This is a genomic window from Microbulbifer mixtoriginis (SeqCode) (assembly GCF_052466695.1).
Genome location: NZ_CP174285.1, coordinates 2,739,429 through 2,760,001, shown reverse-complemented (window position 1 = coordinate 2,760,001; position 20,573 = coordinate 2,739,429). Strand labels below are relative to the sequence as shown.

The following is a 20,573-nucleotide window of genomic DNA, read 5'->3' as shown; positions in this document are numbered from 1 at the left end:
AAGTATTAGTTTTAGGGAGCTGTAGGCGATTTGGCACTAATCTAATGGATCTGCTAGCGCTTAAAAATGCCATTTTTGCGGCAGTTTCTGCCAAGTAGTGTTAAATGGGTGCTTGAGGGATAGGAGCCCGATTTGTTGTAAATCGGGCTGTCAAAGGAATAAGAGTTTCTAAATAGGTTTAGATACGGATGCCTTCAATATCCAGAATCATTTCAACCTTCTGGGAGGCTGGGCCCAGATTGTAGTCGATACCGAAATCCTTCAGATCAAACTCTGCAGTGCCACTGAAGCCCTGACGGTAGCCACCCCAGGGGTCCTTACCGCCCCCAATATTGGTAACGTCGATAGTTAGCGGCTTGGTTACCCCGCGTAGGGTTAGCTCACCTTTCAGCAGTGCCTTTCCGTCTTCTGTTGGTTCAAAGCTGGTGCTTTTGAAGGTTGCTGTGGGGAATTTTTCCGTGTGGAGGAAGTCGGAACCGCGCAGGTGCTTGTCGCGCTCGGCGTGATTACTGTTAAGGCTGGTTACGTCGATATTGACGTTTACAGTAGATTTTTCCGGTGCCTTGTCATCATAAAAGAATGAACCGTTGAAATCGTCAAAGCGTCCATAGAGCCAGCTATATCCCAGGTGTTTAATGCGAAACTGGACGAAGGCATGGGCGCCTTTGGTATCGATTTTATATTCCGCTGCTTGGGCTGTGGTGCCGAGCAGGGCAGCGAAAAGAAGGGCCGTGAGCTTCTTCATAGGGAGATTTCCTTTTTTGTGGTTGTAACTGTGTTTTGCTTATTCAAACGGGTGGGTATGCCTGATAGCCCAAGCATCCTGCGAAGTGTTACGTCCCTGTCGAAAAAATGATGCTTCAATGCCGCCAGGGCGTGAAGGCTGACCAAGATGATCAAGGTCCAAGCCAGAATTTCGTGAAGGCTCCCGGCAATGTCTTCCTGATTGGGAATGCCCTGGATAGTAGCCGCTACGCTAAACCAACCGAATACATCAATGGGGCGTCCATCGGCGGTCGATATCAGGTAACCCGATAGCATAATGGCCAATAGAAGCAGGTAGATGAGGTTGTGTATGCCACTGGCAGTGAGTGCTTGCCATCGAGGCGTTCCTGGGGCAGCCCTGGGGGTGATATTCACTGAACGCCACAGTAAACGAAGCACCAGAGCAATCAAGAGCAAAATTCCTATGCCTTTATGGATGCTGGGGGCCTGCTGATACCAGGGGTCATAATAGGACAGCTGGCGCATCCACCAGCCGAGGACAAAGAGGCCTATGATCGCTGGGGCCATTAGCCAATGCAGCATAATCGCGACCCAGCCGTAGTTATTTTGGTTGTTACGAGCTTGCAAGCTCTTTCTCCAAGTGTGTTTATTGATCGGGTAAATAGATGAGGCTTCAGTATGCTGGTTTGATTAGCCTCGAATCCCGCCAGGGTTTTTCTTTCTGCTTGAAGAAGGTCTGGAGAGGCTACATTCGCACTCACCCCGTTAGCGGATTATAACTTGGCGCTAGGGTATCGTTTTTGTTGTCTATGACCAATGCCTGAAGGGAATCTTTGCGAGAGAGATCAATTAGGCTCAGGTAACGAATAAAAGAGACAGAAAGCACAATAATTGTGCTGTTAGTGGGGGCGGCTCCGGTTACCCTCACGTTCTGCGGCAAGAAGAATCCGCTCGCAGGCCCCTCTGTCCAGGGCTGTAGATCGCTGTGCCAGCTGCTCAGCCAGCCAGCTGGTGGAGTGATGTTCGCGGTCCAGGGCTAATTGTTCAAGCTGCCAGATCACGTCGAGCATTAACTGCCGCTCCAGTTTGTCTTCAGTTTCCTGGCTGGAGAACAGCCGTGGCTCTAGCCTCTCCAAGTCGCTGCGCTTCAATACCAGCTCTGCCAGGCTAGGGTACCAGCGGCCACTGAAGGGCTCAGGGCGTTGATGATAGTCAAACGTGATTCGCAGGCGATTGCCCTCGGCATCCTCAAGTAGAGGGGTGTCTTGCTCATAAGCGGGTAGGGCGGGGCTGTGTCGCAAGATACCGACAAGGGCCCGCCAGTCACTGCGGTTCTCTGAGCACAGGCGCAGTGGCTCAATCAATTCCCTCTGCCCCTCGCGATTGAGAAAGGTCAGTTTCTGCCCCGGACGATACCAGTAGAGATCGAGGAGCTTTTCCTCGGCTAAATCTGCAAGATGGATGCTGGTTAGGGGTTCCTCCGCTAGGGCGCTCAAGTGGCTGACGGCCTGCTGGACACTCAGCCATTGCTTGCGATGGAAATGTTTGCCATTGGACGTGGTCATGCGCTGCTCCAGCCTCGCGTTAAGCTCCCCAAATTTTAGCAACCCTGAAAAACCACTATAAGTGGCTTATAGGCTTGGCAAGTGATAAGTGAAGTCACATTTGCTGGCTATGATCCAATCGAGCCGTGAATTATCGCCAGATTTATTCAATTGTAGGAATATTAAAGTGGTGCTGACTGAGGAGGCCTGGGAACACCTATTACATTGCGAGGATATTAGTTTAGCAGTGGAGCACTGGTATAGGTTCGGCTCAAGAAACTGTGACTGGAGATTATTAACACAGAGACTGGGATGAATTGGTGGGTCATGCCATTGGCTGGAGATGTACAATGGCACTTTTATTTACCTGGGGTGCTTATGAAGTTACGAAATGCTCTTTTACCGCTGTTTCTCTCTGCAACCCTGTCAGCACCTGTTGTCGCTGGTGTGTCTTCTCAGGCACAGGAGACTTCTGACTATGCAGTTGAAAAATATGAAGAAGCCATGACTGAGACCTTAGCGAGCTTGGTACGCTTTGAAACGGTAGCTCGCGAAAACCTGCCTTTGGAGCGCAACCCTGAGTTTAAAGGCTTCAAGGACACTCTACAGGATAAGGCTCGGGAGCTGGGGCTGGAGTATCAGGATTTCGGCCATGTTGTGGTAATTGCCCTGGGTGAGGGGGCAGAGAAAGTGGGTATTGTTACCCATGGGGATGTCCAGCCAGCCAACCCGGCCAAGTGGCAGAAAAGCCCGTTTATGTTGGATGCGGAAAGTGAGCCAGGCAAGCTGATTGCCCGTGGCAGTGAGGATGATAAAGGTCCGATCGCTACGGCCCTTTATGCTATGAAAGCGATTAAGGATCAGGCGGTGCCCATGAAGCGCAGGGTTGAACTTCTGATCTATTTGGCGGAAGAGTCTGACTGGGAGCCCCTCAAGGAATTCCTGAAAACTTATCCAATCCCTGCCTACAACATCACCATCGACGCTAATTATCCGGTAGTGACTGCCGAGAAAGGCTGGAGTGAGGTGCAGGTCACCACCGCTGGTGTACTGGCAGCGAACTTCGATAAGCCTTATATAAAAAGTTTCTCAGGTGGCTATTTTCGTAGCCAGGTGCCGGATGAGGCGCGTGCGTTGTTGGGAAATGTTAATGCTGAGCTAGTTTCGGCTATCCGCGCTCGCGCCGCTCAGAACAAGCTTGTCTCATATGAGTTTAAAAGCGGTAATGGCAGTTTAGAGGTAGTGGCTCGCGGTGTGGCTACCCACAGCTCAGAGCCTGAACATGGGGTAAACGCGATCGCCTATCTTGCGGATGCGCTCAGTGTGTACGATTGGCCCGCCAATGACGCTGGTGCGACGGTGCGCTATCTGAATGACTTGGTGGGCACAGGGGTCCTGGCTGAGAAGTTTGGCAGTATCGCTTATCGCGATGCATTTATGGGTCCAATGACGGCGGCTGTCACCATGGTGAAAGAGACTGAATCTGGACTGATCAGCCACCTCAACCTGCGTCGCCCCACAGGTAAAACAGCCCCGCAGCTAGAAAAGGAGATTGACTCTACCTTGGCCGAGTGGCAGGAACTTTCGGGTATCACATTGGCAGATACAAAAGTGATTTTGGGGAACCCCTACCGAGTCGACGATGCTCCTCACGTGAAACCTTTGCTAGAAGTTTTTCGTCATTTCACCGGTATGGAAAAGGCTGAGCCGGTCGCGATTGGTGGTTCCACCAATGCCAAGCTATTACCTAATGCTGTGAGCTTTGGGCCCTCTATGCCTGGAGTTGCTTATTCCGGGCATTCGGAACATGAATTTATTACCGTTGAACAGTTTCGGCTGAACCTAAAAATGTATACGGCGATGATGATTGAGGTGGCTAACCTCTAGGCTGGTGAATCTGTGAGTTGTTGAATAAGAATAAGAATGTGGGCGCCAGAGTTTACTATGTAAAAACGGTTTTCCCGGGCGTCCGTTAGGAATCTCTTTTACCACTATTTTAGAAGCATAAGATGTTAAATTTTCTTCCCTCGGCAGTGTTGTTGATATTGGCTTCGGTGTTGCTGGTCATCAGCACAATCCTTTGCTTTATTCCCATTTTGTTTTTTGTTGTCGTGCGATTGATTTTTCCATTTTCAGCGCTGCGCAAAATCTACACATCCATTTTCATGTCAATTGCTGAAGCCTGGATTACCATGAATAAAGGCTGGATGAAACTTACTCAAAAGACAGAGTGGGATGTGAAAATTGGAGGGGAGCTGAAAAAAGATGGCTGGTATTTGGTAACCTCCAATCACCAGAGTTGGGTGGATATCTTTGTACTACAGTCAATTTTTAACCGAAAAATCCCTTTCCTGAAATTTTTTATCAAGCAGGAGCTTATCAAGGTTCCTGTAATGGGGATCTGTTGGTGGGCTTTGGATTTTCCATTTATGAAGCGTTATAGCAAGGCATATTTGGAGAAGCATCCGGAAATGCGCGGCAAAGATCTGGAATCAACCAAAAAGGCTTGTGAGCGCTTTAAATTAATTCCCACCAGTATTATGAATTTCCTTGAAGGTACGCGTTTTACTCAGGAAAAGCATGATAGGCAGGGTTCACCTTTTAACTATTTGCTCAAGCCCAAGTCTGGTGGCATTGCTTTTGCCATGCAAAGTATGGGGGAGCAACTTAACCGCCTGCTAAATGTAACCATTGTCTACCCAGATGGTATCCCATCATTTGCGGATTTCCTTGGGGGGAAAGTCAAGCGCGTAGTCGTTCGGGTGGAGCAGATTCGCATACCAGATAAATTTTTTACGGCTGATTATATGAATGATCAGGTATTTCGTGCTGAATTTAATCATTGGGTGTATAAACTTTGGCAGGATAAGGATCAGTTGATTGGGAATCTATTGAGTGATGCTAAAGGGACTTAAGAGGCGCAGGCTTACTTTATGGCGAATGCTACTTAAGAAGGCTTGAGGGGCTGTTTTTTCAGCCCCGCCTTCCCAACAGATTTCCTCAATGAGGAATCAATCAAAGCCAGATGGGTAGCTGAGCACGAATTTCATCTGGCTGGCTGTCGACCAAATTTTTACCGGTCTCTCCGGCAACGGTGGCACGAGTGGGCGTTTTCAATGCATCGCGCAAGCTACCTACCATATAGGGTTCAGCCACAATATATAACTTTTCAAAGCGGCCTTCTTGGCGCCCACGCTCCAGTGTATGGGCAATTTTCCTGGCAAAATCTTCACCACTGCGGCGGTGTAGATTTGCAAAATTTCCCATCGCATGGCGGCCCTGGCCGTAGCTGTCGAAGCTGCGTCCAGGTGCATCGCTATCTATTTCGCGTCCTGATAGTCGGGATTCTGGATGGAGTAGGGCTTGAATTTCATGGAGGTTGCCGGCGCGTTTTTGTGCTTCAAATATTCTGGCTTGCGATTGGTTGGCCACAAGAACCCATGCTAAAGCCATGAGCGTATCCTCATTCTTTTACTCTCTCTTATCCTAGTTAATTTCAGCGCCATCCACTATCTGTCTGGATTTAATTGGGTAACTATCTGATTTTTTTCATTTTCCAGAATATTGGAGAGTTAATTGTGGGTAGAGGAGTGGGATTTGCCTGCTATGCTTTTCGGTTCATTTCGTAGAGCGTTATAGATTTTCCAAATAGATGAAATCTAAATATTCACAGTTGTCTTTATGCCTTTTGTGATGGTTATTGCAGGCACATATTCCTACCGAATGGCGTGAGATTACCTAGAATGAAATCAAGATGTGAGAGGCGCAAGCCGGATCCATGGATCTAGCTTGCGCCTCTTGCGACATAGCGGTAGATGGAGGTTGTAAGTATGAGTCTGATACCCAGAGGTTCCCTGCTGGATCTGGATAATATGTTTGAGCAGATGTTGTCACCTGGCCGCGCTATCGGCAGTGAAAGGGAGGGATTTTTCTCGCCACGTATCGACGTGAGTGAACGGAAAAACAAATATGAAATCAGTGCCGAACTGCCCGGTGTTGGTAAGAATGATATCAATATCACTTTGGAGAATGGAGTTTTAACCCTAGAGGCGGAAGTACATCGCGAGATCAAGGAAGAAAAAGATGGCAGGATTCTGCGACAAGAGCGCCGTTATGGCAAATTCCTGCGTAGTTTTAATCTGGGGGAGGATGTTCGAGAAGATGAAATTGATGCGAATTTCAAAGATGGCATTCTGACTCTGACTGTCCCCAGACACGAGGGACATCCGCCACAGAGAAAGCGTATCGAAGTGCACTGATTTTTTCATGCGACGGGTTTCCGTCGCTTTAAAAGTATGTTTTCAGTATTAGTTGAGGTAAAGCAATGAAAGTGAAACAGGCAATGCACCAGGGTGTGACCTGGTGTACACCAGATACCTCTCTACAGGAATTGGCAAAAATCCTGCGGGACGAGGATATCGGAGCGGTTCCCATCGGTGAAAACGATCGATTAGTGGGTATGGTAACCGACCGAGATATCGTATGTCGCGGTGTTGTGCAGGGAGGCAATCTTTCTTCCCTAACTGCCCGTGATGTAATGACTGAGGGCATTGAATGGTGCTGGGAAGAGGATGACCTTCTCTCCGCGGTACACAAAATGGAACAGCAGCTGCTACGGCGAATGCCAGTTCTAAATAGTGAGAAGCGCATGGTCGGCATTCTCAGTCTCGGCGATATCACCTCAGCCATTGCCAGTAAGCAGGGTGGTCACTTCGCCTCTGCGGTTTCGGCTCACCACTAGTTTCCGTAGCCCCATTATGGGGCTTAACTTATTTTTCTGGGCCCTGTGAGGAGAATTCTCCGATGGGGCCCAGTCTTATTTTACTTTCTTATTGATTCATAGGTTCTGGTAGGGTTGCACGAATTAGCGAGTGAGGGCGTATACTCCGCACTTTTTGAGGTAATCCATGGCGGTCAGTCAGGAACAGCTGCTTCAGCGCAGTGGTGGTCAGTGCGAACTCTGCAAAGCTCAGGATAATTTGGAAGCTTATGAACTGCCGGAGTCCCCTGTCGGGACGGAGGGCCATTTACTCCTGTGCCAGACCTGCCGCGATCAGCTGAACAATCCAGCCGAACTCGACAGCGCTCATTGGCAGTGTTTATCTGACAGCATGTGGAGCCAAGAGCCGGCGGTGCAAGTTTTGGCCTGGCGGCTTCTCAAGCGCCTGTCTACGGAAACCTGGGCGCAGGATTTACTAGACATGCTTTACCTGGATGACGATCTTCTTAACTGGGCCCAAGCCGGTGCACTACCTCAAGCGGGCGACATTCTTGTTCACCGCGACAGCAACGGCGTGCAGCTACAGGCAGGTGATAGTGTGACCATTATCAAGGACTTGGATGTAAAAGGGGCCAGTTTGGTGGCCAAGCGCGGTACTGCAGTTCGTGGTATCAGTTTAACGGATAACCCAGAACACATTGAAGGGCGTGTCGAGGGGCAGCGTATCGTTATCCTGACTAAGTTCGTCAAGAAAATTGGTTGAAACTCTATTGATTGCCAGCTTTAGATACAGGACTAGTTTACGAAGGGAAGGGTGGTTTCCTATCACATTTCAGTCTTGTGAAGATTACTGGAATAAATTTGCCCTGTTATCATCCCTGGGATACTTCCCTAGGACTTTAACCGCCTGGCATTGGCCGTAGATCCCAATGCTAGCTGGTGCGCCTGGCTATGGCCGTGGTTGTAGCTGTGACAGGCAGTGGAGATGGATTGATGAGCCCCACCTATGAAATTCGCAGCGGCACCCTCGCGGGTTTCAACACTCTGGTTCCCCAGTTGGGCGGAATACCTTCGGATTTGCTCGCTGAGGTTGGCCTACCCGCGGATTGTATGCGCCGCCCGGATATCTTGATTCCAATCTCTACTCTGATCGACTTGTTAAACCTGTGTGTGCGTGAGCTGCAATGCAATGACTTTGGCTTGCGGCTGGCGGAGCAGCAGGGCCTGCGTATGCTTGGAGTGTTGGGTAAGTTGGTGCTCAAAGAGAAAGACCTGGATGCCGCGTTGAGTGCCAGCCACCGCTACATGGTATTACACAACCAGGCTGATCACTGGCGAATAATTGAGCGCGATAGCAGACTCTACGCTTATCGCATTAGCCATTATGAAGGGCTTGGAGTTGCTGAGCAGTACAGCGAGCTGGCCTTGGGCGCCGCCTGCAGGCTATTTAGGGAGTTGGCTGGAGCGGATATTCGCCCGCGCCAAGTGCATTTTTGCCATGTACCGGTTTCTTCACTCCAGCGTTACCGTGAGTACTTTGAAGCTGAGGTATTTTTTGCCCAGGAATATGATTGTCTCGTGTTTGATGCTGAAGTGTTAGAAAGGCCTTTGAATGCGGCTAGTGAGGGATTGGTGCAATATTTTGAGGAATTTACCCAGTTGCTCATTCAGGGGCAAAGGGGGGATATAGCGAGTCAAGTGCGGACGCTGATCTTGCAGACATTGGGGGCCCAACAGCATAACCTGGCACAGGTTGCCCAATTGGTGGATACCCCTGTTCGCACTTTGCAGCGCCATTTACGTGCTGCCGGCACCTCTTTCAAGCAGCTTTTACAAGAAGCGCGCATGGAAACGGCTCGATGGCATTTACGGTCCTCAAATATTGATATTGCTCTACTGTCGGCGAGCCTTGGTTATACCGATACCAGTGCCTTCTCCAAAGCTTTTCGCACTGCGCATGGGAATTCCCCCTTACAATGGCGCAAGTTACAACATTGATTTTTACTTCTAGGTTTTTCAAAGGGTATTTACCCGGCAGTGTCCCGCCTCATTTCAGTATCCTATTTTGTCCTTCCCTTTTTGCCTCATAAATACTGGCAGGCTATGCTGGGCGCCTGTTGATTGAAACAACGACCAGTAAGGAATAACACCATGGGTGCAGAGACGATTCGCTGTAAAGCTGCTGTGGCCTGGAAAGCGGGCGAGCCGCTTTCTATCGAGGAAGTTGAGGTGATGCCGCCGCAAAAAGGCGAGGTACGTATCAAGCTAACGGCTACCGGGGTCTGCCATACCGATGCTTTCACACTTTCGGGTGAGGATCCTGAGGGTGTCTTCCCTGCGATCCTTGGCCATGAGGGAGCGGGTGTTGTGGAGTCGGTGGGTGAAGGAGTTACCGGCTTAACGGTTGGGGATCATGTTATCCCGCTATATACCCCCGAGTGTGGCGAATGTAAGTTTTGTTTGTCTGGCAAAACGAACCTCTGCCAAAAAATTCGAGCAACCCAAGGTAAGGGTTTGATGCCGGATGGCACCACGCGTTTTTCGATCAATGGAAAGCCCATCTATCACTATATGGGCACCTCCACTTTTTCTGAGTATACGGTATTACCGGAAATCTCCCTGGCGAAAATTAATCCCGAGGCGCCGCTTGAGGAAGTTTGTCTTCTTGGTTGTGGTGTCACTACGGGGATGGGAGCGGTGATGAATACCGCTAAGGTAGAAGCGGGCTCAACCGTGGCAATCTTTGGTTTGGGTGGAATTGGCCTATCGGCAATTATCGGGGCCAAGATGGCGGGTGCTGAGCGTATTATTGGCATTGATATCAATGAAGATAAATTTTCCCTGGCAAAAAAACTCGGCGCGACAGAGTGTATTAACCCAAAAAATTATGAACAACCCATCCAAGAGGTCATTGTCGATCTTACCGATGGTGGAGTGGACTACTCCTTCGAATGTATTGGTAATGTAAATACTATGCGGTCTGCGCTGGAGTGCTGCCACAAAGGTTGGGGCGAGTCTGTAATTATTGGCGTTGCCGGTGCGGGTCAGGAAATCAGCACGCGCCCCTTCCAGTTGGTTACTGGTAGGGTGTGGCGTGGCACTGCATTTGGAGGAGTGAAAGGTCGCTCTGAACTTCCGGATTATGTCGAGCGCTATCTGGCCGGGGAATTTAAGTTGGATGACTTTATTACCCACACGATGCCCTTGGATAATATTAATGAGGCCTTTGATTTGATGCACAAAGGCAAGAGTATTCGCAGCGTCATTCATTACGAAAACGTTTGAGTGGGATAACCTATGTCAATTGAGCTTGTCAGTAGCACCAGATCGTTTGATGGGTTACAACAAGAATACCGGCACCGCTCCGCTGTGTTGAATTGCACTATGCAGTTTTCTATTTTTTTGCCTCAGGGTACAGACAGCGAAGAAGGGCATCGCTATCCGGTGCTTTATTGGTTATCGGGCCTGACTTGCACCGATGCTAATTTTAGCCAGAAAGCGGGCGCCCAGCGTATGGCTGCAGAGCTGGGTATTGTGCTGGTCATACCAGATACCAGCCCTCGTGGAGAGGATGTTGCCGATGACCCCTCCTACGACCTTGGCCAGGGAGCAGGGTTCTATGTGAATGCCACTCAAGAACCCTGGAAGCAACACTACCGTATGTATGACTACATAGCGGCTGAATTACCGGCGCTAATTGAAGGGCATTTTCCGGTAAGTAAGAAGCGCGCCATCAGTGGTCATTCCATGGGAGGTCATGGCGCCCTGGTTATTGGCTTGCGTAACCCTGAGCGATATACCTCAGTTTCAGCATTTAGTCCGATCTGTAATCCGATCGCTTGCCCCTGGGGAGAGAAAGCGTTTGGTGCATATCTGGGCGCGGATACAACCTGCTGGGAAGGTTACGATGCGAGTGTTTTAGTAGGGCGAGCGACAACGCACCTCCCGATACTGGTCTCCCAAGGCGATGAAGATCAATTCCTTGAGCAGCAGTTACGACCCGAGGCCCTGCAAATGGCCGCCGAAGCTTGTAGCTATCCTCTGCGACTGGAGCACCATGCAGGATATGATCATAGCTACTTCTTTATCGCCTCATTTATTGAGGAGCACCTGCGTTTCCATGCGGATTACCTCTTGAGTAACGATAAAATTCCTACCTAAAGCTGCTGTCATATCGTTTAGAGCTGCGCTGCAACCGGGCACTTTATAATTGCCCGGTTGTAATACATGAGCTTTTTATCGAGCTTACCTGGGTGTCTTTCACCTATCTGATTGAGCGGCAACTGCACGACATTCACCGTGTATCTCTGCCTGGCCTTTCTCGAAAGTCTGTTCAATCAGGAACCAGCCGTTAGAACAGAATCCATTTTCATTTATGAGGAGTTCCACCCTCTCCATTGCCATTTTCTTAATATCGGCTGAGTTTGATTGACTGTGGCCAGGTTTACCAGAGCTGGGCTTGCCCTTTGCTGGTTTACCCTTACCGCCTATTCCGGGGCCACCGTTATGTTTACTGCTGTGGCTTCCATCGTCATGGGGCGCTGCCCTTAGGCTTGCCTTATATACAAAGCGTTTGTGTCCTAGTTCAGTGATATCAGCAACAAAAGATTCGTTAGTGGGAACCTTAGGCGTGGAGCTACAGCCGAAGATGAGCAGGGAAGCTCCCATAGTAGAGAGGAGGTTAGCCTTCATTGTTGTTATCCTGTGAGTCATTCGTTTCCAGTATGACCTTTGCCCTTTACTAACGCCGGTTAAGCAGAGTAAACAATTGTTAAGGTCAATCAATTCATTAAGGTGTTTCTTTCTTAGGGGTCTTTACAGGATATTTTCTTTTTACCTAAATAAGTTACTCTTGAAACCTGTGTTTTTATATATGCGTAGAGGTCTACCCAGATTATTTTTACTATGATCTATGGTTTGATGATGGGATAAGGGCCTAAAAAATATAGTGATTTTATAGTTCTATGGCGATTTATAGAGGAGAAATAGAGAGCAGATTTTCGGGTTTGATTTTAGGGTGCACAGTGTCTCCTCGGCAGCTGGAGAGACCTATTTTTCTGACGCGCTAGGAAATTGTCCTCGGTTACAAAGACCTGCAGAAAAGTTATAATCTGACAACAAAGTGTGGCACAAGCATATAAAAATGCTTTTTTCAACGAATTCGCCCTGGTATTGGTCGGCGGTGGCAATACGTCCTTGTATTGTCTCACTTATCTACTGTGATTTATGGTGAGGAACTATAATTTTTCTAGGCGCAATAAAGTTTTATCAGGCTCGTCGCCTCTGAAAAGAAAGCAATCCGACAGCAGCCAGCGTTTTTAATACTGAGGTCCAAGCACTCATATTTGGCTTCGTTGGCTTTCCTTTGCCAATAAGGGCCAGCTGTTGTTCGTACCAAGTGACATCCAGCATAGCCATAAAATCCAGTCTGGGAATACCTGTGGTGAGCTTTTTCAATGTTATCTTATGGTTGCCATCCGATAACAGTTTGTGCGATAGCCGTGGGTCAACCGCTAATGGGCGGGCTAGGCCGATCATATCCACGGCATTTGATACAAGGGCGGCCTCCATGGCAGCTGCGGAACGGAAGCCACCGGTGACTACGACAGGAATTTGCAACTGTGCACGTGCCTTTTCTGCATAATCGAGAAAATAGGCCTCTCGCTTGATAGTGCTTTCTTTCACATTGGCACCAACCATACTTGGGTTTTCATAATTGCCGCCGGAGATTTCAATTAAGTTAATACCCTCATCCTGCAGGGCTTTCAGAACCTGCATGGATTCCTCTTCACTGAACCCACCTTTTTGAAAATCTGCTGAATTGAGTTTTACGCCTACCGGAAAATCTTCACCAACGGCTTCGCGAATAGCGCTATACACCTCGCGTAAAAATCGTAAGCGATTTTCTAAGGTACCTCCCCACTGATCATTTCGCCGATTGTGGTGAGGGGATAGAAACTGATTGATCAGATAACCATGAGCAGCATGTATCTGAATCCCAGTAAATCCAAATTCTTTCGCCTGTGCTGCGGCCCAGGCAAATTTTTTAATGATAATTACTATTTCATTTTCAGTGAGTTCTCTCGGGCGGTTGAAGGTCTTCTCTAAGCCATTAGCCAATGGAATTGCAGAAGGTGCGACGGGTTCGGTACTTAAAAAGTTGGGTGTTTGCTTGCCTGGATGATTTAATTGCATCCAGATTTGTGTACCGTTTTGGCGCCCAGCTTGGGCCCATTTCCGGAACAGGGAAAGGTCCGACTTCTCGTCTAATACCACATTCCGCGGCTCACCCAGAGCTGTTCGATCAACCATGACGTTGCCGGTGACCAGTAAACCTGTGCTTCCTTCTGACCATGTGCGATATAAGTGAATCAGCTCCTCGGTGGGGGCATGATTGGGATCCGCTAATTGCTCACTCATAGCAGATTTAAACAAGCGGTTTTTAACACTGGTTCCCGGCAGAATACTCAGTGGACGAGCGAGAGGTGTAGCTCGATCGGTGTTTTTTAAGGCGTTGATACTATTTTTCAAAATGAATGTCCTGCCTGTAAGTTTTAATACTGGCCAGTGTTTGTGCCCCTTGTTGCGTCACCAAGGTGCTAAAAAACGTCCGTAGCTGTCTAAGTAAATCATTGGGATCACCGGATACCTGGTATTGCAGAATACTGCCCTGCCAAACGCTATAACACAGTGTCGCAAGGTTATCGGCGGGGACGTCGATGCGTAGATCTCCTTGAGCTTGGGCCAAATGTAATATCGATTGAAGATTTGCCAGCCACCTGTGCTCTACAGACTCAATGGCTTCACGGCAAAGAGGACTGGCCTGGGCTACCTCGGCCGACATTGCTCCGAGCAGACAGGCACAAGACTGACCAACTTTTACTTTGTTTTGAACACGGTTATGAAAGCAGCACCAGAGCTGGATCAAGCCGGGTGCCTGATTGAGGTTTATTATCGTCTGCGCTAGTTCCGCATCAATCTGCTGGCCGTAGCGGTGAATAATGCTGGCTACGAAGGCCTCTTTACTGGGGAAATAGTTGTAGAACGAACCTTTGGGTACACCTACTGCATCCAAGACCTGCTTGATACCAGTGCCGTGATATCCCTGGCTGGTCAGCATCGCGGTGCCTGCTTCTAGCAGTGCTTCTTTGGTGTTTTCGCTTTTACGTGGTCGAGCCATGAATATTAGACCGGTCGTCTATTAACTGGTGGTCAATATATGACCGATCGTCTTGGAATGCAAGAGGGAGTGTTTTGTTTTGGTATTTTCTAGGCTAGGGATCAGGAAAAGGTTACTTATATGGGGAGATTGGCCCCGACGACCTATTAATCATTGGCCACACACAGTAGTTTACTGAAATCGAAAAAACTCTTTCAAAATAAAATGTATTCAGGAATTTTGAATCAATGTAAGGCTTTTTGTGCTCTTTAATTGGTTTTTTTTGGTTTAAATTACCTGATTTGCAAGGGGGGGCTACTCTTTTCATCGCCGCATATTGAGATGGTTCCTCTATCAACTTGCCTGCTCCGACTATAGAGTCTCCCTCAGAGTTAGATAAGTAAATGGATCGATTGTGATTGAGTTCGCGGTGGAAACTGGGAAGAGCTGCGACCTGGATATCTTTGGCGGCAAATTGTTATGGAAGGAGATGAGAACTGTTTTAATAGAAGAAGTAAGTTGGTTCTTCTTATTGATTTTGTTTCGCCAAAAGCCAGCCCCAAGATTGTCTTCAGGCACTGCGAATATCGATGATGCAGAGTAAATGACGGTAAAGTAAGACAATTGCAGAAGGTTTGATTGTCACTCTGTTAAATTCAGAAAGAGAGCTTGATACCCTCCGTTATCTGAAGATTACATTGTAGAATTCAAGGACTTTGTTGCTTGCAGAGAAAGTGGTTTAACGCCTTTCTTAACGCAGATTTGCGCCTAGCATAAAACACTAAAACAAAGAGCCCTTCTATGAAAAGAAAACTGCTTGCCCTACTTAGCTGTACAACCTTTGCGGGACTCTGTTCCGCGGATACGTTGACTATTGAGCGAATATTCTCCGATCCGGCCCTTGGAGGCACAGCGCCCCGTGCCCTTGAGTACTCTCCCGATGGTAGTCGGGTAACTTTTCTGAAGGGGCGCGATGAAGACTATAACCGTTACGATTTGTGGGAATATAACATTGCCGATAAAGAGTCCCGTATCCTGGTGAATTCCGATAGCCTGCACAGTGGTCATGAGGAATTGTCCGATGAAGAAAAAGCCCGTCGCGAGCGCCAGCGAATTTATGGCAGTGGCATTATGGAATACAGCTGGTCGGAAGATGGTAAGTCCCTGTTATTTCCGCTAGCTGGAGATGTTTATTACTACGGCCTGGAAAGTAAATCCGCGCGGCGCTTAACTGAAACTGAAACTTTCGAAACCGATGTGCGGGTTTCCCCTAAAGGGCGTTATGTTTCTTTTATTCGCGACCAGGATATTTTTGTTGTTGACCTAAAGAATGGTAAAGAGCGTGCATTAACCAGTGATGGCCACGGGCCTATTAAAAATGGTATGGCCGAATTTGTTGCTCAGGAAGAGATGGGGCGCATGAGCGGATACTGGTGGTCACCAGATGACCGTCATATCGCCTTTCTGCAGGTGGATGAGTCTCCGGTGGATAAGGTGACTCGCAGTGAAATCTATGCTGATCGCATTGACCTGATTCAGCAACGCTATCCCGCCGCAGGGAGAGCGAATGTAAAAATTCAGCTGGGCATTCTGAATGTAGAAACCGGTAAATCCCGCTGGGTAAACCTTGGTAATGAGCAGGATATTTATATTCCTCGCGTGCAGTGGGCGCGCGATAATCTACTGACTTATCAATGGCAGTCCCGCAATCAACAGAAGTTGCAATTGCGTGCTTTTGATATGAAGACGAACACTGGTAATACCCTGTTGATTGAGTCCAGTGATACCTGGGTAAATTTGAGTGATGATCTTCACTTCTTGGAGAATAAAGATCAATTTATCTGGTCTTCAGAGAGAGATGGTTTTAAACATCTCTATCTCTATGATCTAAGTGGTAAATTGTTGAACCAGATCACTCAGGGTGACTGGGTAGTGGATGAAGTTGAAGCGATTGATGAGAATCAGGGTCTGGTGTATTTCACCGGGCGTAAAGATACTGTGATAGAGCGACATTTGTATCGAGCGCCATTCAATGGGGATGGAAAGATACAACGTATCTCTAGCAAGAAGGGAATGCATGATATTGAGTTTTCCCAAGATGCCTCGGGTTATATCGATAAATTTTCCAGTGTAAATACCCCGCCTCAAGTAAGCTTGCATAATGCCAGTGGCGAACTAACGACCTGGCTGGAAGAAAATGCGGTTATTAATGGGCACCCTTTACACCGATACAAAGCTGATTGGATTACTCCTGAGTTCGGTACCATTGAATCCCCTCTGGGACACCAGCTTAATTATCGACTTTATAAGCCAGCTAATTTTGATGCATCAAAGCGTTACCCGGTTATGGTTTATGTCTATGGTGGACCCCATGCTCAGGTAGTTACCAATAGCTGGGATAAAGCCTTTAACCAGTTTATGGCCCAGCAAGGGTATGTCGTTTTTTCTCTGGATAATCGAGGTTCTGCTAACCGCGGAACGACTTTTGAGAACCCCATTTTTAAAAATATGGGTAGCCCTGAAGTTGAAGATCAGGTTACTGGAGTGAAATTCTTGCGCACACTACCTTTTGTTGATAGTGAGAATATTGGTATCTTTGGGCACAGTTATGGGGGCTATATGGCTCTTATGAGTATGTTTAAAGCGGGTGACTATTTTAAGGCAGGTGTATCCGGTGCTCCTGTTACCGATTGGTCCCTTTATGATACCCATTATACTGAGCGTTATATGGGGAACCCCGATACCGATGCGGATGCCTATCAGGCTTCATCAGTTTTTCCGTACACTGAGGGACTTAAGGGCTCCCTGTTGATTTATCACGGTATGGCGGATGATAATGTCTTGTTTACTAACACCACCCGACTGATCAAACAGCTACAGGATAATGGCCAGCAGTTTGAATTGATGACCTACCCGGGCAAGAAGCATAGTTTGCGCGGTAAACAAACTCGGATTCACCAGTACACAATGATCAGAGATTTCTTTGATCGACATTTACGTTAAGACAGGTAATTTTAGTTATATTATTTTCTGTATATCAGGACCCCAGGCAAATAAAGCTTGGGGTTTGATCAGTGAAGTACTGATACCATCCTTATTCCTTCTACATTTTTTGTACCAAGTCTCCAATCATCCCAAGAACATCTCTATTTGTCTCATATGGTGTTCAATCATTTTTGGTGATTGATATTTTTTGTTTACTTTCTTTCTCATGGATTATGTTGTTTGAGGAAATTGGGAGTGCAAATAATTTACTAAGTGATTTTTGGTGGATCTGTTCAGGAATATATTGGGTTAGGGTGAATTTATGTTGAATAGAATTGGTGGTAGATTTATTGTATTAGCTGCATTGATAAGTTTTTTTGGATGTGCTGGTGTTGGAACTGAAAAAGAGATGCCGTCACAGGAAGTAAGTCGCGAAATGGTGGGAGTTGAAGCAGAACTACTATCTGCTTATATGCAGGACCAATCCCTATTGACTCTAGTTGATGCGCGAACAGTGGGGGAGTTTGAGGCTGGACATGTAAACGGTGCAATTAATGTCCCTCTAGGTGATTTCGATGAAATGAGAGAGCATTTAACAATAGGTCTTGACGAGATGGTATTAGTTTACTGCAAAAGTGGCACACGGGCAAAAAGATTGGCAAATAAATTATTTGCAGTCGGCTATAAGGATGTCAGAGTTATATCATCGCACCAGTTGAAATTCATTGAAGGAGAAATAATTTTTGCAAACTTGGATTAAAGTTTGATGTGGGTAAAAGAGACAAGGTAAACCGGCTGATATGCTGGTTTACCTTGAAGTAATTATCGTAAGAACCATTTACTGACTAGCTGTGTCAAAACGATCCAGATTCATTACCTTAGTCCAGGCTTTAGAAAAATCCTGCACGAATTTCTGCTGAGAGTTATTGAAGGCATAGACCTCAGCGACGGCTCTGAGCTCAGAGTTGGAGCCAAAGATTAGATCCACAGGGGTTGCCGTCCACTTTAGCTTACCGGTTTTGCGGTCGCTACCCTCATAAACCCCCTCTGCTTTATCGGATTTTTTCCATATTGTGGACATGTCTAGTAAGTTGACAAAAAAGTCGTTAGTGAGTATTCCTGGTTTATCGGTAAAGACGCCGTTTTTCGATCCATCAGTATTGGCGTTCAGCGCGCGCATACCGCCAATCAAAACCGTCATTTCTGGTACAGTGAGGGTCAACAGACTGGCGCGGTCCACCAGCATCTCGGTGGGTGTACGGCTATTATTACTGCTGAAATAATTGCGAAAGCCGTCGGCTGTGGGCTCAAGCATGGCGATGGAATTAACATCAGTCTGTTGCTGGCTTGCATCGGTACGACCGGGCTTGAAAGAAACGCTGATCTTTTGCCCCCCATCCGCAGCTGCTTTCTCAACAGCGGCAGTGCCACCGAGAACAATAAGGTCGGCGAGAGAGACTTTCTTACCCCCAGATTGGGCACTGTTAAACTCTTGCTGAATTTTTTCTAGCTGTGCTAGAACCTTGGCAAGTTCCTCTGGGTCATTGACTGGCCATTGTTTCTGGGGATTCAGCCGTATACGTGCGCCATTTGCTCCTCCACGCATATCTGAGCCGCGAAAAGTCGAAGCAGAGCCCCAGGCCGTTCTTACCAGCTCAGGCACGGTAAGGCCTGAGGAGAGGATTTTCGTTTTAAGTTGGCCGACATCATTGTCATCTATTAGAGGGTGATCGACTTTTGGTACTGGGTCTTGCCAGATCAGATCCTCTTTGGGAACTTCCACACCCAGATAACGCGCTTGAGGGCCCATATCGCGGTGAGTCAGCTTGAACCATGCCTTGGCGAAAGCGCGTTTAAATTCCTCAGGATTTTCCTGAAAGCGCTTGGCAATTTCCCGGTAACTGGGATCAAACTTTAAAGATAAATCGGTGGTAAACATGATTGGTGGATGCCGCTTGTTTTTATCAAAGGCGTCTGGCACCAAGTTGGCCGCAGCTTGATCATCTGGGATCCACTGTACTGCACCAGCGGGGCTCTTGGTTTTTACCCAGTTAAACTTGAATAAATTATCCAGGTATTGTTGGCTCCAGTTAATTGGAAGGGCCGACCAGGCCCCTTCAAGCCCAGAGGTCATTGTGTCATCGGCATTACCCCTACCACACTTGTTTTTCCAGCCCAGTCCCTGTTGCTCAATTGGGGCTGCTGCCGGTTCTGGGCCTAAGCAATCGGCTTTTACCGCGCCATGAGCCTTGCCAAAAGTATGGCCACCAGCGATCAGAGCAACCGTCTCTTCATCGTTCATGGCCATGCGGGCGAAGGTTTCACGAATGTCGATAGCCGCAGCCTTGGGATCAGGATTACCGTTAGGACCCTCTGGGTTTACATAAATCAATCCCATCTGCACGGCCGCCAGTGGTCTTTCTAACTGGCGATTACCGGTGTAGCGCTCATCGGCCAGCATCTTTGTTTCCGGGCCCCAATAAACCAGATCTGGCTCCCAATCGTCTATACGGCCACCGGCAAAGCCGTAGGTCTCAAATCCCATGGATTCAAGAGCAACGTTGCCAGTGAGCACCATTAGGTCAGCCCAGGATAGATTGGCGCCGTATTTCTGCTTGATAGGCCACAGCAAGCGCCGTGCTTTATCTAGATTGGCATTATCTGGCCAACTATTCAGAGGGTCGAATCGCTGCTGCCCCCCCCCTGCGCCTCCACGTCCGTCGTTAACCCGGTATGTACCTGCGCTGTGCCAGGCCATTCGGATCATAAAGGGGCCATAGTGCCCATAATCCGCAGGCCACCACTCCTGGGAAGTTTTTAACAGCGTTTCAATGTCACTCTTTACTGCTTTGAGATCCAGTGTTTTAAACGCCTCGGCATAATTAAAGTTTCCTCCCATGGGGTTAGACTTTGGGGAGTGTTGCCGCAAGGGGCGCAGATCCAGCTGGTTGGGCCACCAGAATTGGTTTGATTTAGGTTGGAAGTCCTTTGGGCCCTGGCGGGTGACGGGATCGGTCACTACCTCCTCCTCAGCAGAATACGTATTTGACGCCAATAATGACAGTGTGATGAAAAGAGCGGTACCGAGTGAAGCTCTATAGAATCGCATTGCAATCATCTCCATACGATAAGGAATGCAGATTACAGCTTTTTAATTTGGTCTTTCTTACAAATTTAAAGAGGTATATAGCCTATATTGGCGACGTGATTTTTGCGAGCTTTGTCGGATCAAGCAGCTGAGAAAGTGCTTATTTTCAGTGGGTGAAAAATAAATAATATTGGCTAGCGTGGTTTTTTGGGGGGGCGATATTGGACGTTATCCGTATTTATCTATCGTGATTTTATAAATACTAATCATCTGTGTCTTTGGTGAATAATTTCTCAAGATTAAATGTAATTTATTCGGCTGTTTAGCTTCTTTAAAGAGTTAATTGTTGAA

General features: G+C 47.7%; 19 protein-coding genes. 11 read left to right on the top strand and 8 right to left on the bottom strand.

Annotated elements, in window-relative coordinates; genetic code table 11:
• Positions 1 to 178: 178 nt before the first annotated feature.
• The 3 genes from ACJJI0_RS12140 to ACJJI0_RS12130 form a co-directional block, all read right to left on the bottom strand.
• Positions 179 to 745 (bottom strand): YceI family protein, encoded by a 567-nt coding sequence (locus ACJJI0_RS12140; protein WP_252083326.1) that lies wholly within the window; start codon positions 743 to 745, stop codon positions 179 to 181.
• Positions 742 to 1,353 (bottom strand): cytochrome b, encoded by a 612-nt coding sequence (locus ACJJI0_RS12135; RefSeq protein WP_444882769.1) that lies wholly within the window; start codon positions 1,351 to 1,353, stop codon positions 742 to 744. Before ACJJI0_RS12135 ends, ACJJI0_RS12140 begins: the two co-directional genes overlap by 4 nt.
• Positions 1,354 to 1,625: 272 nt before the next feature.
• Positions 1,626 to 2,291 (bottom strand): hypothetical protein, encoded by a 666-nt coding sequence (locus ACJJI0_RS12130; protein ID WP_444882768.1) that lies wholly within the window; start codon positions 2,289 to 2,291, stop codon positions 1,626 to 1,628.
• A gap of 357 nt (positions 2,292 to 2,648) precedes the next feature.
• Here ACJJI0_RS12130 and ACJJI0_RS12125 point away from each other — a divergent pair, with 357 nt between their 5' ends.
• Complete coding sequence (locus tag ACJJI0_RS12125) at positions 2,649 to 4,157, top strand: dipeptidase (protein WP_444882767.1); 1,509 nt, start codon at positions 2,649 to 2,651, stop codon at positions 4,155 to 4,157.
• Between the two features lie 122 nt (positions 4,158 to 4,279).
• Positions 4,280 to 5,185: a 1-acylglycerol-3-phosphate O-acyltransferase, YihG family gene (gene yihG / locus ACJJI0_RS12120; protein WP_444882766.1), complete on the top strand. Its 906-nt coding sequence runs from the start codon at positions 4,280 to 4,282 to the stop codon at positions 5,183 to 5,185.
• Between the two features lie 100 nt (positions 5,186 to 5,285).
• On the opposite strand, the gene ACJJI0_RS12115 is transcribed toward yihG, so the two are convergent.
• Positions 5,286 to 5,723 carry a host attachment protein gene (locus tag ACJJI0_RS12115; protein WP_252083321.1) on the bottom strand — a complete coding sequence of 146 codons (438 nt, stop codon included), beginning with the start codon at positions 5,721 to 5,723 and terminating at the stop codon, positions 5,286 to 5,288.
• Between the two features lie 377 nt (positions 5,724 to 6,100).
• Between ACJJI0_RS12115 and ACJJI0_RS12110 the strand changes: the two genes are divergently transcribed.
• The 6 genes from ACJJI0_RS12110 (at position 6,101) to fghA (ending at position 11,151) form a co-directional block, all read left to right on the top strand.
• On the top strand, positions 6,101 to 6,529 hold the full coding sequence (locus ACJJI0_RS12110) for an Hsp20/alpha crystallin family protein (RefSeq protein ID WP_252083320.1): 429 nt from the start codon (positions 6,101 to 6,103) through the stop codon (positions 6,527 to 6,529).
• Positions 6,530 to 6,594: 65 nt separating this feature from the next.
• Complete coding sequence (locus ACJJI0_RS12105; protein WP_252083319.1) at positions 6,595 to 7,011, top strand: CBS domain-containing protein; 417 nt, start codon at positions 6,595 to 6,597, stop codon at positions 7,009 to 7,011.
• A gap of 166 nt (positions 7,012 to 7,177) precedes the next feature.
• Entirely contained in the window at positions 7,178 to 7,753 is a 576-nt protein-coding gene (locus ACJJI0_RS12100) for a PhnA domain-containing protein (protein ID WP_444882765.1), read from the top strand.
• Positions 7,754 to 7,941: 188 nt separating this feature from the next.
• Positions 7,942 to 8,988, top strand: a complete 1,047-nt coding sequence (locus tag ACJJI0_RS12095; protein ID WP_444882764.1) for an AraC family transcriptional regulator — start codon at positions 7,942 to 7,944, stop codon at positions 8,986 to 8,988.
• A gap of 153 nt (positions 8,989 to 9,141) precedes the next feature.
• Positions 9,142 to 10,275, top strand: coding sequence for an S-(hydroxymethyl)glutathione dehydrogenase/class III alcohol dehydrogenase (locus ACJJI0_RS12090; RefSeq protein WP_444882763.1), 1,134 nt, complete (start codon positions 9,142 to 9,144; stop codon positions 10,273 to 10,275).
• Positions 10,276 to 10,287: 12 nt separating this feature from the next.
• Positions 10,288 to 11,151 (top strand): S-formylglutathione hydrolase, encoded by an 864-nt coding sequence (fghA, locus tag ACJJI0_RS12085; RefSeq protein WP_444882762.1) that lies wholly within the window; start codon positions 10,288 to 10,290, stop codon positions 11,149 to 11,151.
• Between the two features lie 99 nt (positions 11,152 to 11,250).
• On the opposite strand, the gene ACJJI0_RS12080 is transcribed toward fghA, so the two are convergent.
• The 3 genes from ACJJI0_RS12080 to ACJJI0_RS12070 form a co-directional block, all read right to left on the bottom strand.
• Complete coding sequence (locus tag ACJJI0_RS12080) at positions 11,251 to 11,682, bottom strand: hypothetical protein (protein WP_444882761.1); 432 nt, start codon at positions 11,680 to 11,682, stop codon at positions 11,251 to 11,253.
• 576 nt (positions 11,683 to 12,258) lie between these two features.
• Positions 12,259 to 13,521 carry an NADH:flavin oxidoreductase/NADH oxidase family protein gene (locus tag ACJJI0_RS12075; RefSeq protein WP_444882760.1) on the bottom strand — a complete coding sequence of 421 codons (1,263 nt, stop codon included), beginning with the start codon at positions 13,519 to 13,521 and terminating at the stop codon, positions 12,259 to 12,261.
• Entirely contained in the window at positions 13,511 to 14,170 is a 660-nt protein-coding gene (locus ACJJI0_RS12070) for a TetR/AcrR family transcriptional regulator (RefSeq protein WP_444882759.1), read from the bottom strand. The genes ACJJI0_RS12075 and ACJJI0_RS12070 overlap by 11 nt, the downstream gene beginning before the upstream one ends.
• Before the next feature lie 394 nt (positions 14,171 to 14,564).
• On the opposite strand from ACJJI0_RS12070, the gene ACJJI0_RS12065 reads away from it, so the two are divergent.
• The 3 genes from ACJJI0_RS12065 to ACJJI0_RS12055 all read left to right on the top strand — a co-directional run bounded on the left by ACJJI0_RS12065 (position 14,565) and on the right by ACJJI0_RS12055 (position 17,894).
• Positions 14,565 to 14,753 carry a hypothetical protein gene (locus tag ACJJI0_RS12065; protein ID WP_444882758.1) on the top strand — a complete coding sequence of 63 codons (189 nt, stop codon included), beginning with the start codon at positions 14,565 to 14,567 and terminating at the stop codon, positions 14,751 to 14,753.
• Between the two features lie 197 nt (positions 14,754 to 14,950).
• Positions 14,951 to 17,152, top strand: a complete 2,202-nt coding sequence (locus tag ACJJI0_RS12060) for a S9 family peptidase (RefSeq protein WP_444882757.1) — start codon at positions 14,951 to 14,953, stop codon at positions 17,150 to 17,152.
• Positions 17,153 to 17,456: 304 nt separating this feature from the next.
• Entirely contained in the window at positions 17,457 to 17,894 is a 438-nt protein-coding gene (locus tag ACJJI0_RS12055) for a rhodanese-like domain-containing protein (protein WP_444882756.1), read from the top strand.
• Positions 17,895 to 17,972: 78 nt separating this feature from the next.
• Here ACJJI0_RS12055 and katG read toward each other — a convergent pair whose 3' ends face one another.
• On the bottom strand, positions 17,973 to 20,243 hold the full coding sequence (gene katG, locus ACJJI0_RS12050) for a catalase/peroxidase HPI (RefSeq protein ID WP_444882755.1): 2,271 nt from the start codon (positions 20,241 to 20,243) through the stop codon (positions 17,973 to 17,975).
• Positions 20,244 to 20,573: the final 330 nt, after the last annotated feature.

Bases quoted from the DNA above. Each gene is read 5' to 3' on its own strand.
- ACJJI0_RS12140 (WP_252083326.1), bottom strand. From the start codon at position 745: ATGAAGAAGCTCACGGCCCTTCTTTTCGCTGCCCTGCTCGGCACCACA.
- ACJJI0_RS12130 (WP_444882768.1), bottom strand. From the start codon at position 2,291: ATGACCACGTCCAATGGCAAACATTTCCATCGCAAGCAATGGCTGAGT.
- ACJJI0_RS12125 (WP_444882767.1), top strand. From the start codon at position 2,649: ATGAAGTTACGAAATGCTCTTTTACCGCTGTTTCTCTCTGCAACCCTG.
- yihG (WP_444882766.1), top strand. From the start codon at position 4,280: ATGTTAAATTTTCTTCCCTCGGCAGTGTTGTTGATATTGGCTTCGGTG.
- ACJJI0_RS12115 (WP_252083321.1), bottom strand. From the start codon at position 5,723: ATGGCTTTAGCATGGGTTCTTGTGGCCAACCAATCGCAAGCCAGAATA.
- ACJJI0_RS12110 (WP_252083320.1), top strand. From the start codon at position 6,101: ATGAGTCTGATACCCAGAGGTTCCCTGCTGGATCTGGATAATATGTTT.
- ACJJI0_RS12105 (WP_252083319.1), top strand. From the start codon at position 6,595: ATGAAAGTGAAACAGGCAATGCACCAGGGTGTGACCTGGTGTACACCA.
- ACJJI0_RS12100 (WP_444882765.1), top strand. From the start codon at position 7,178: ATGGCGGTCAGTCAGGAACAGCTGCTTCAGCGCAGTGGTGGTCAGTGC.
- ACJJI0_RS12095 (WP_444882764.1), top strand. From the start codon at position 7,942: ATGGCCGTGGTTGTAGCTGTGACAGGCAGTGGAGATGGATTGATGAGC.
- ACJJI0_RS12090 (WP_444882763.1), top strand. From the start codon at position 9,142: ATGGGTGCAGAGACGATTCGCTGTAAAGCTGCTGTGGCCTGGAAAGCG.
- fghA (WP_444882762.1), top strand. From the start codon at position 10,288: ATGTCAATTGAGCTTGTCAGTAGCACCAGATCGTTTGATGGGTTACAA.
- ACJJI0_RS12080 (WP_444882761.1), bottom strand. From the start codon at position 11,682: ATGAAGGCTAACCTCCTCTCTACTATGGGAGCTTCCCTGCTCATCTTC.
- ACJJI0_RS12070 (WP_444882759.1), bottom strand. From the start codon at position 14,170: ATGGCTCGACCACGTAAAAGCGAAAACACCAAAGAAGCACTGCTAGAA.
- ACJJI0_RS12060 (WP_444882757.1), top strand. From the start codon at position 14,951: ATGAAAAGAAAACTGCTTGCCCTACTTAGCTGTACAACCTTTGCGGGA.
- ACJJI0_RS12055 (WP_444882756.1), top strand. From the start codon at position 17,457: ATGTTGAATAGAATTGGTGGTAGATTTATTGTATTAGCTGCATTGATA.
- katG (WP_444882755.1), bottom strand. From the start codon at position 20,243: ATGCGATTCTATAGAGCTTCACTCGGTACCGCTCTTTTCATCACACTG.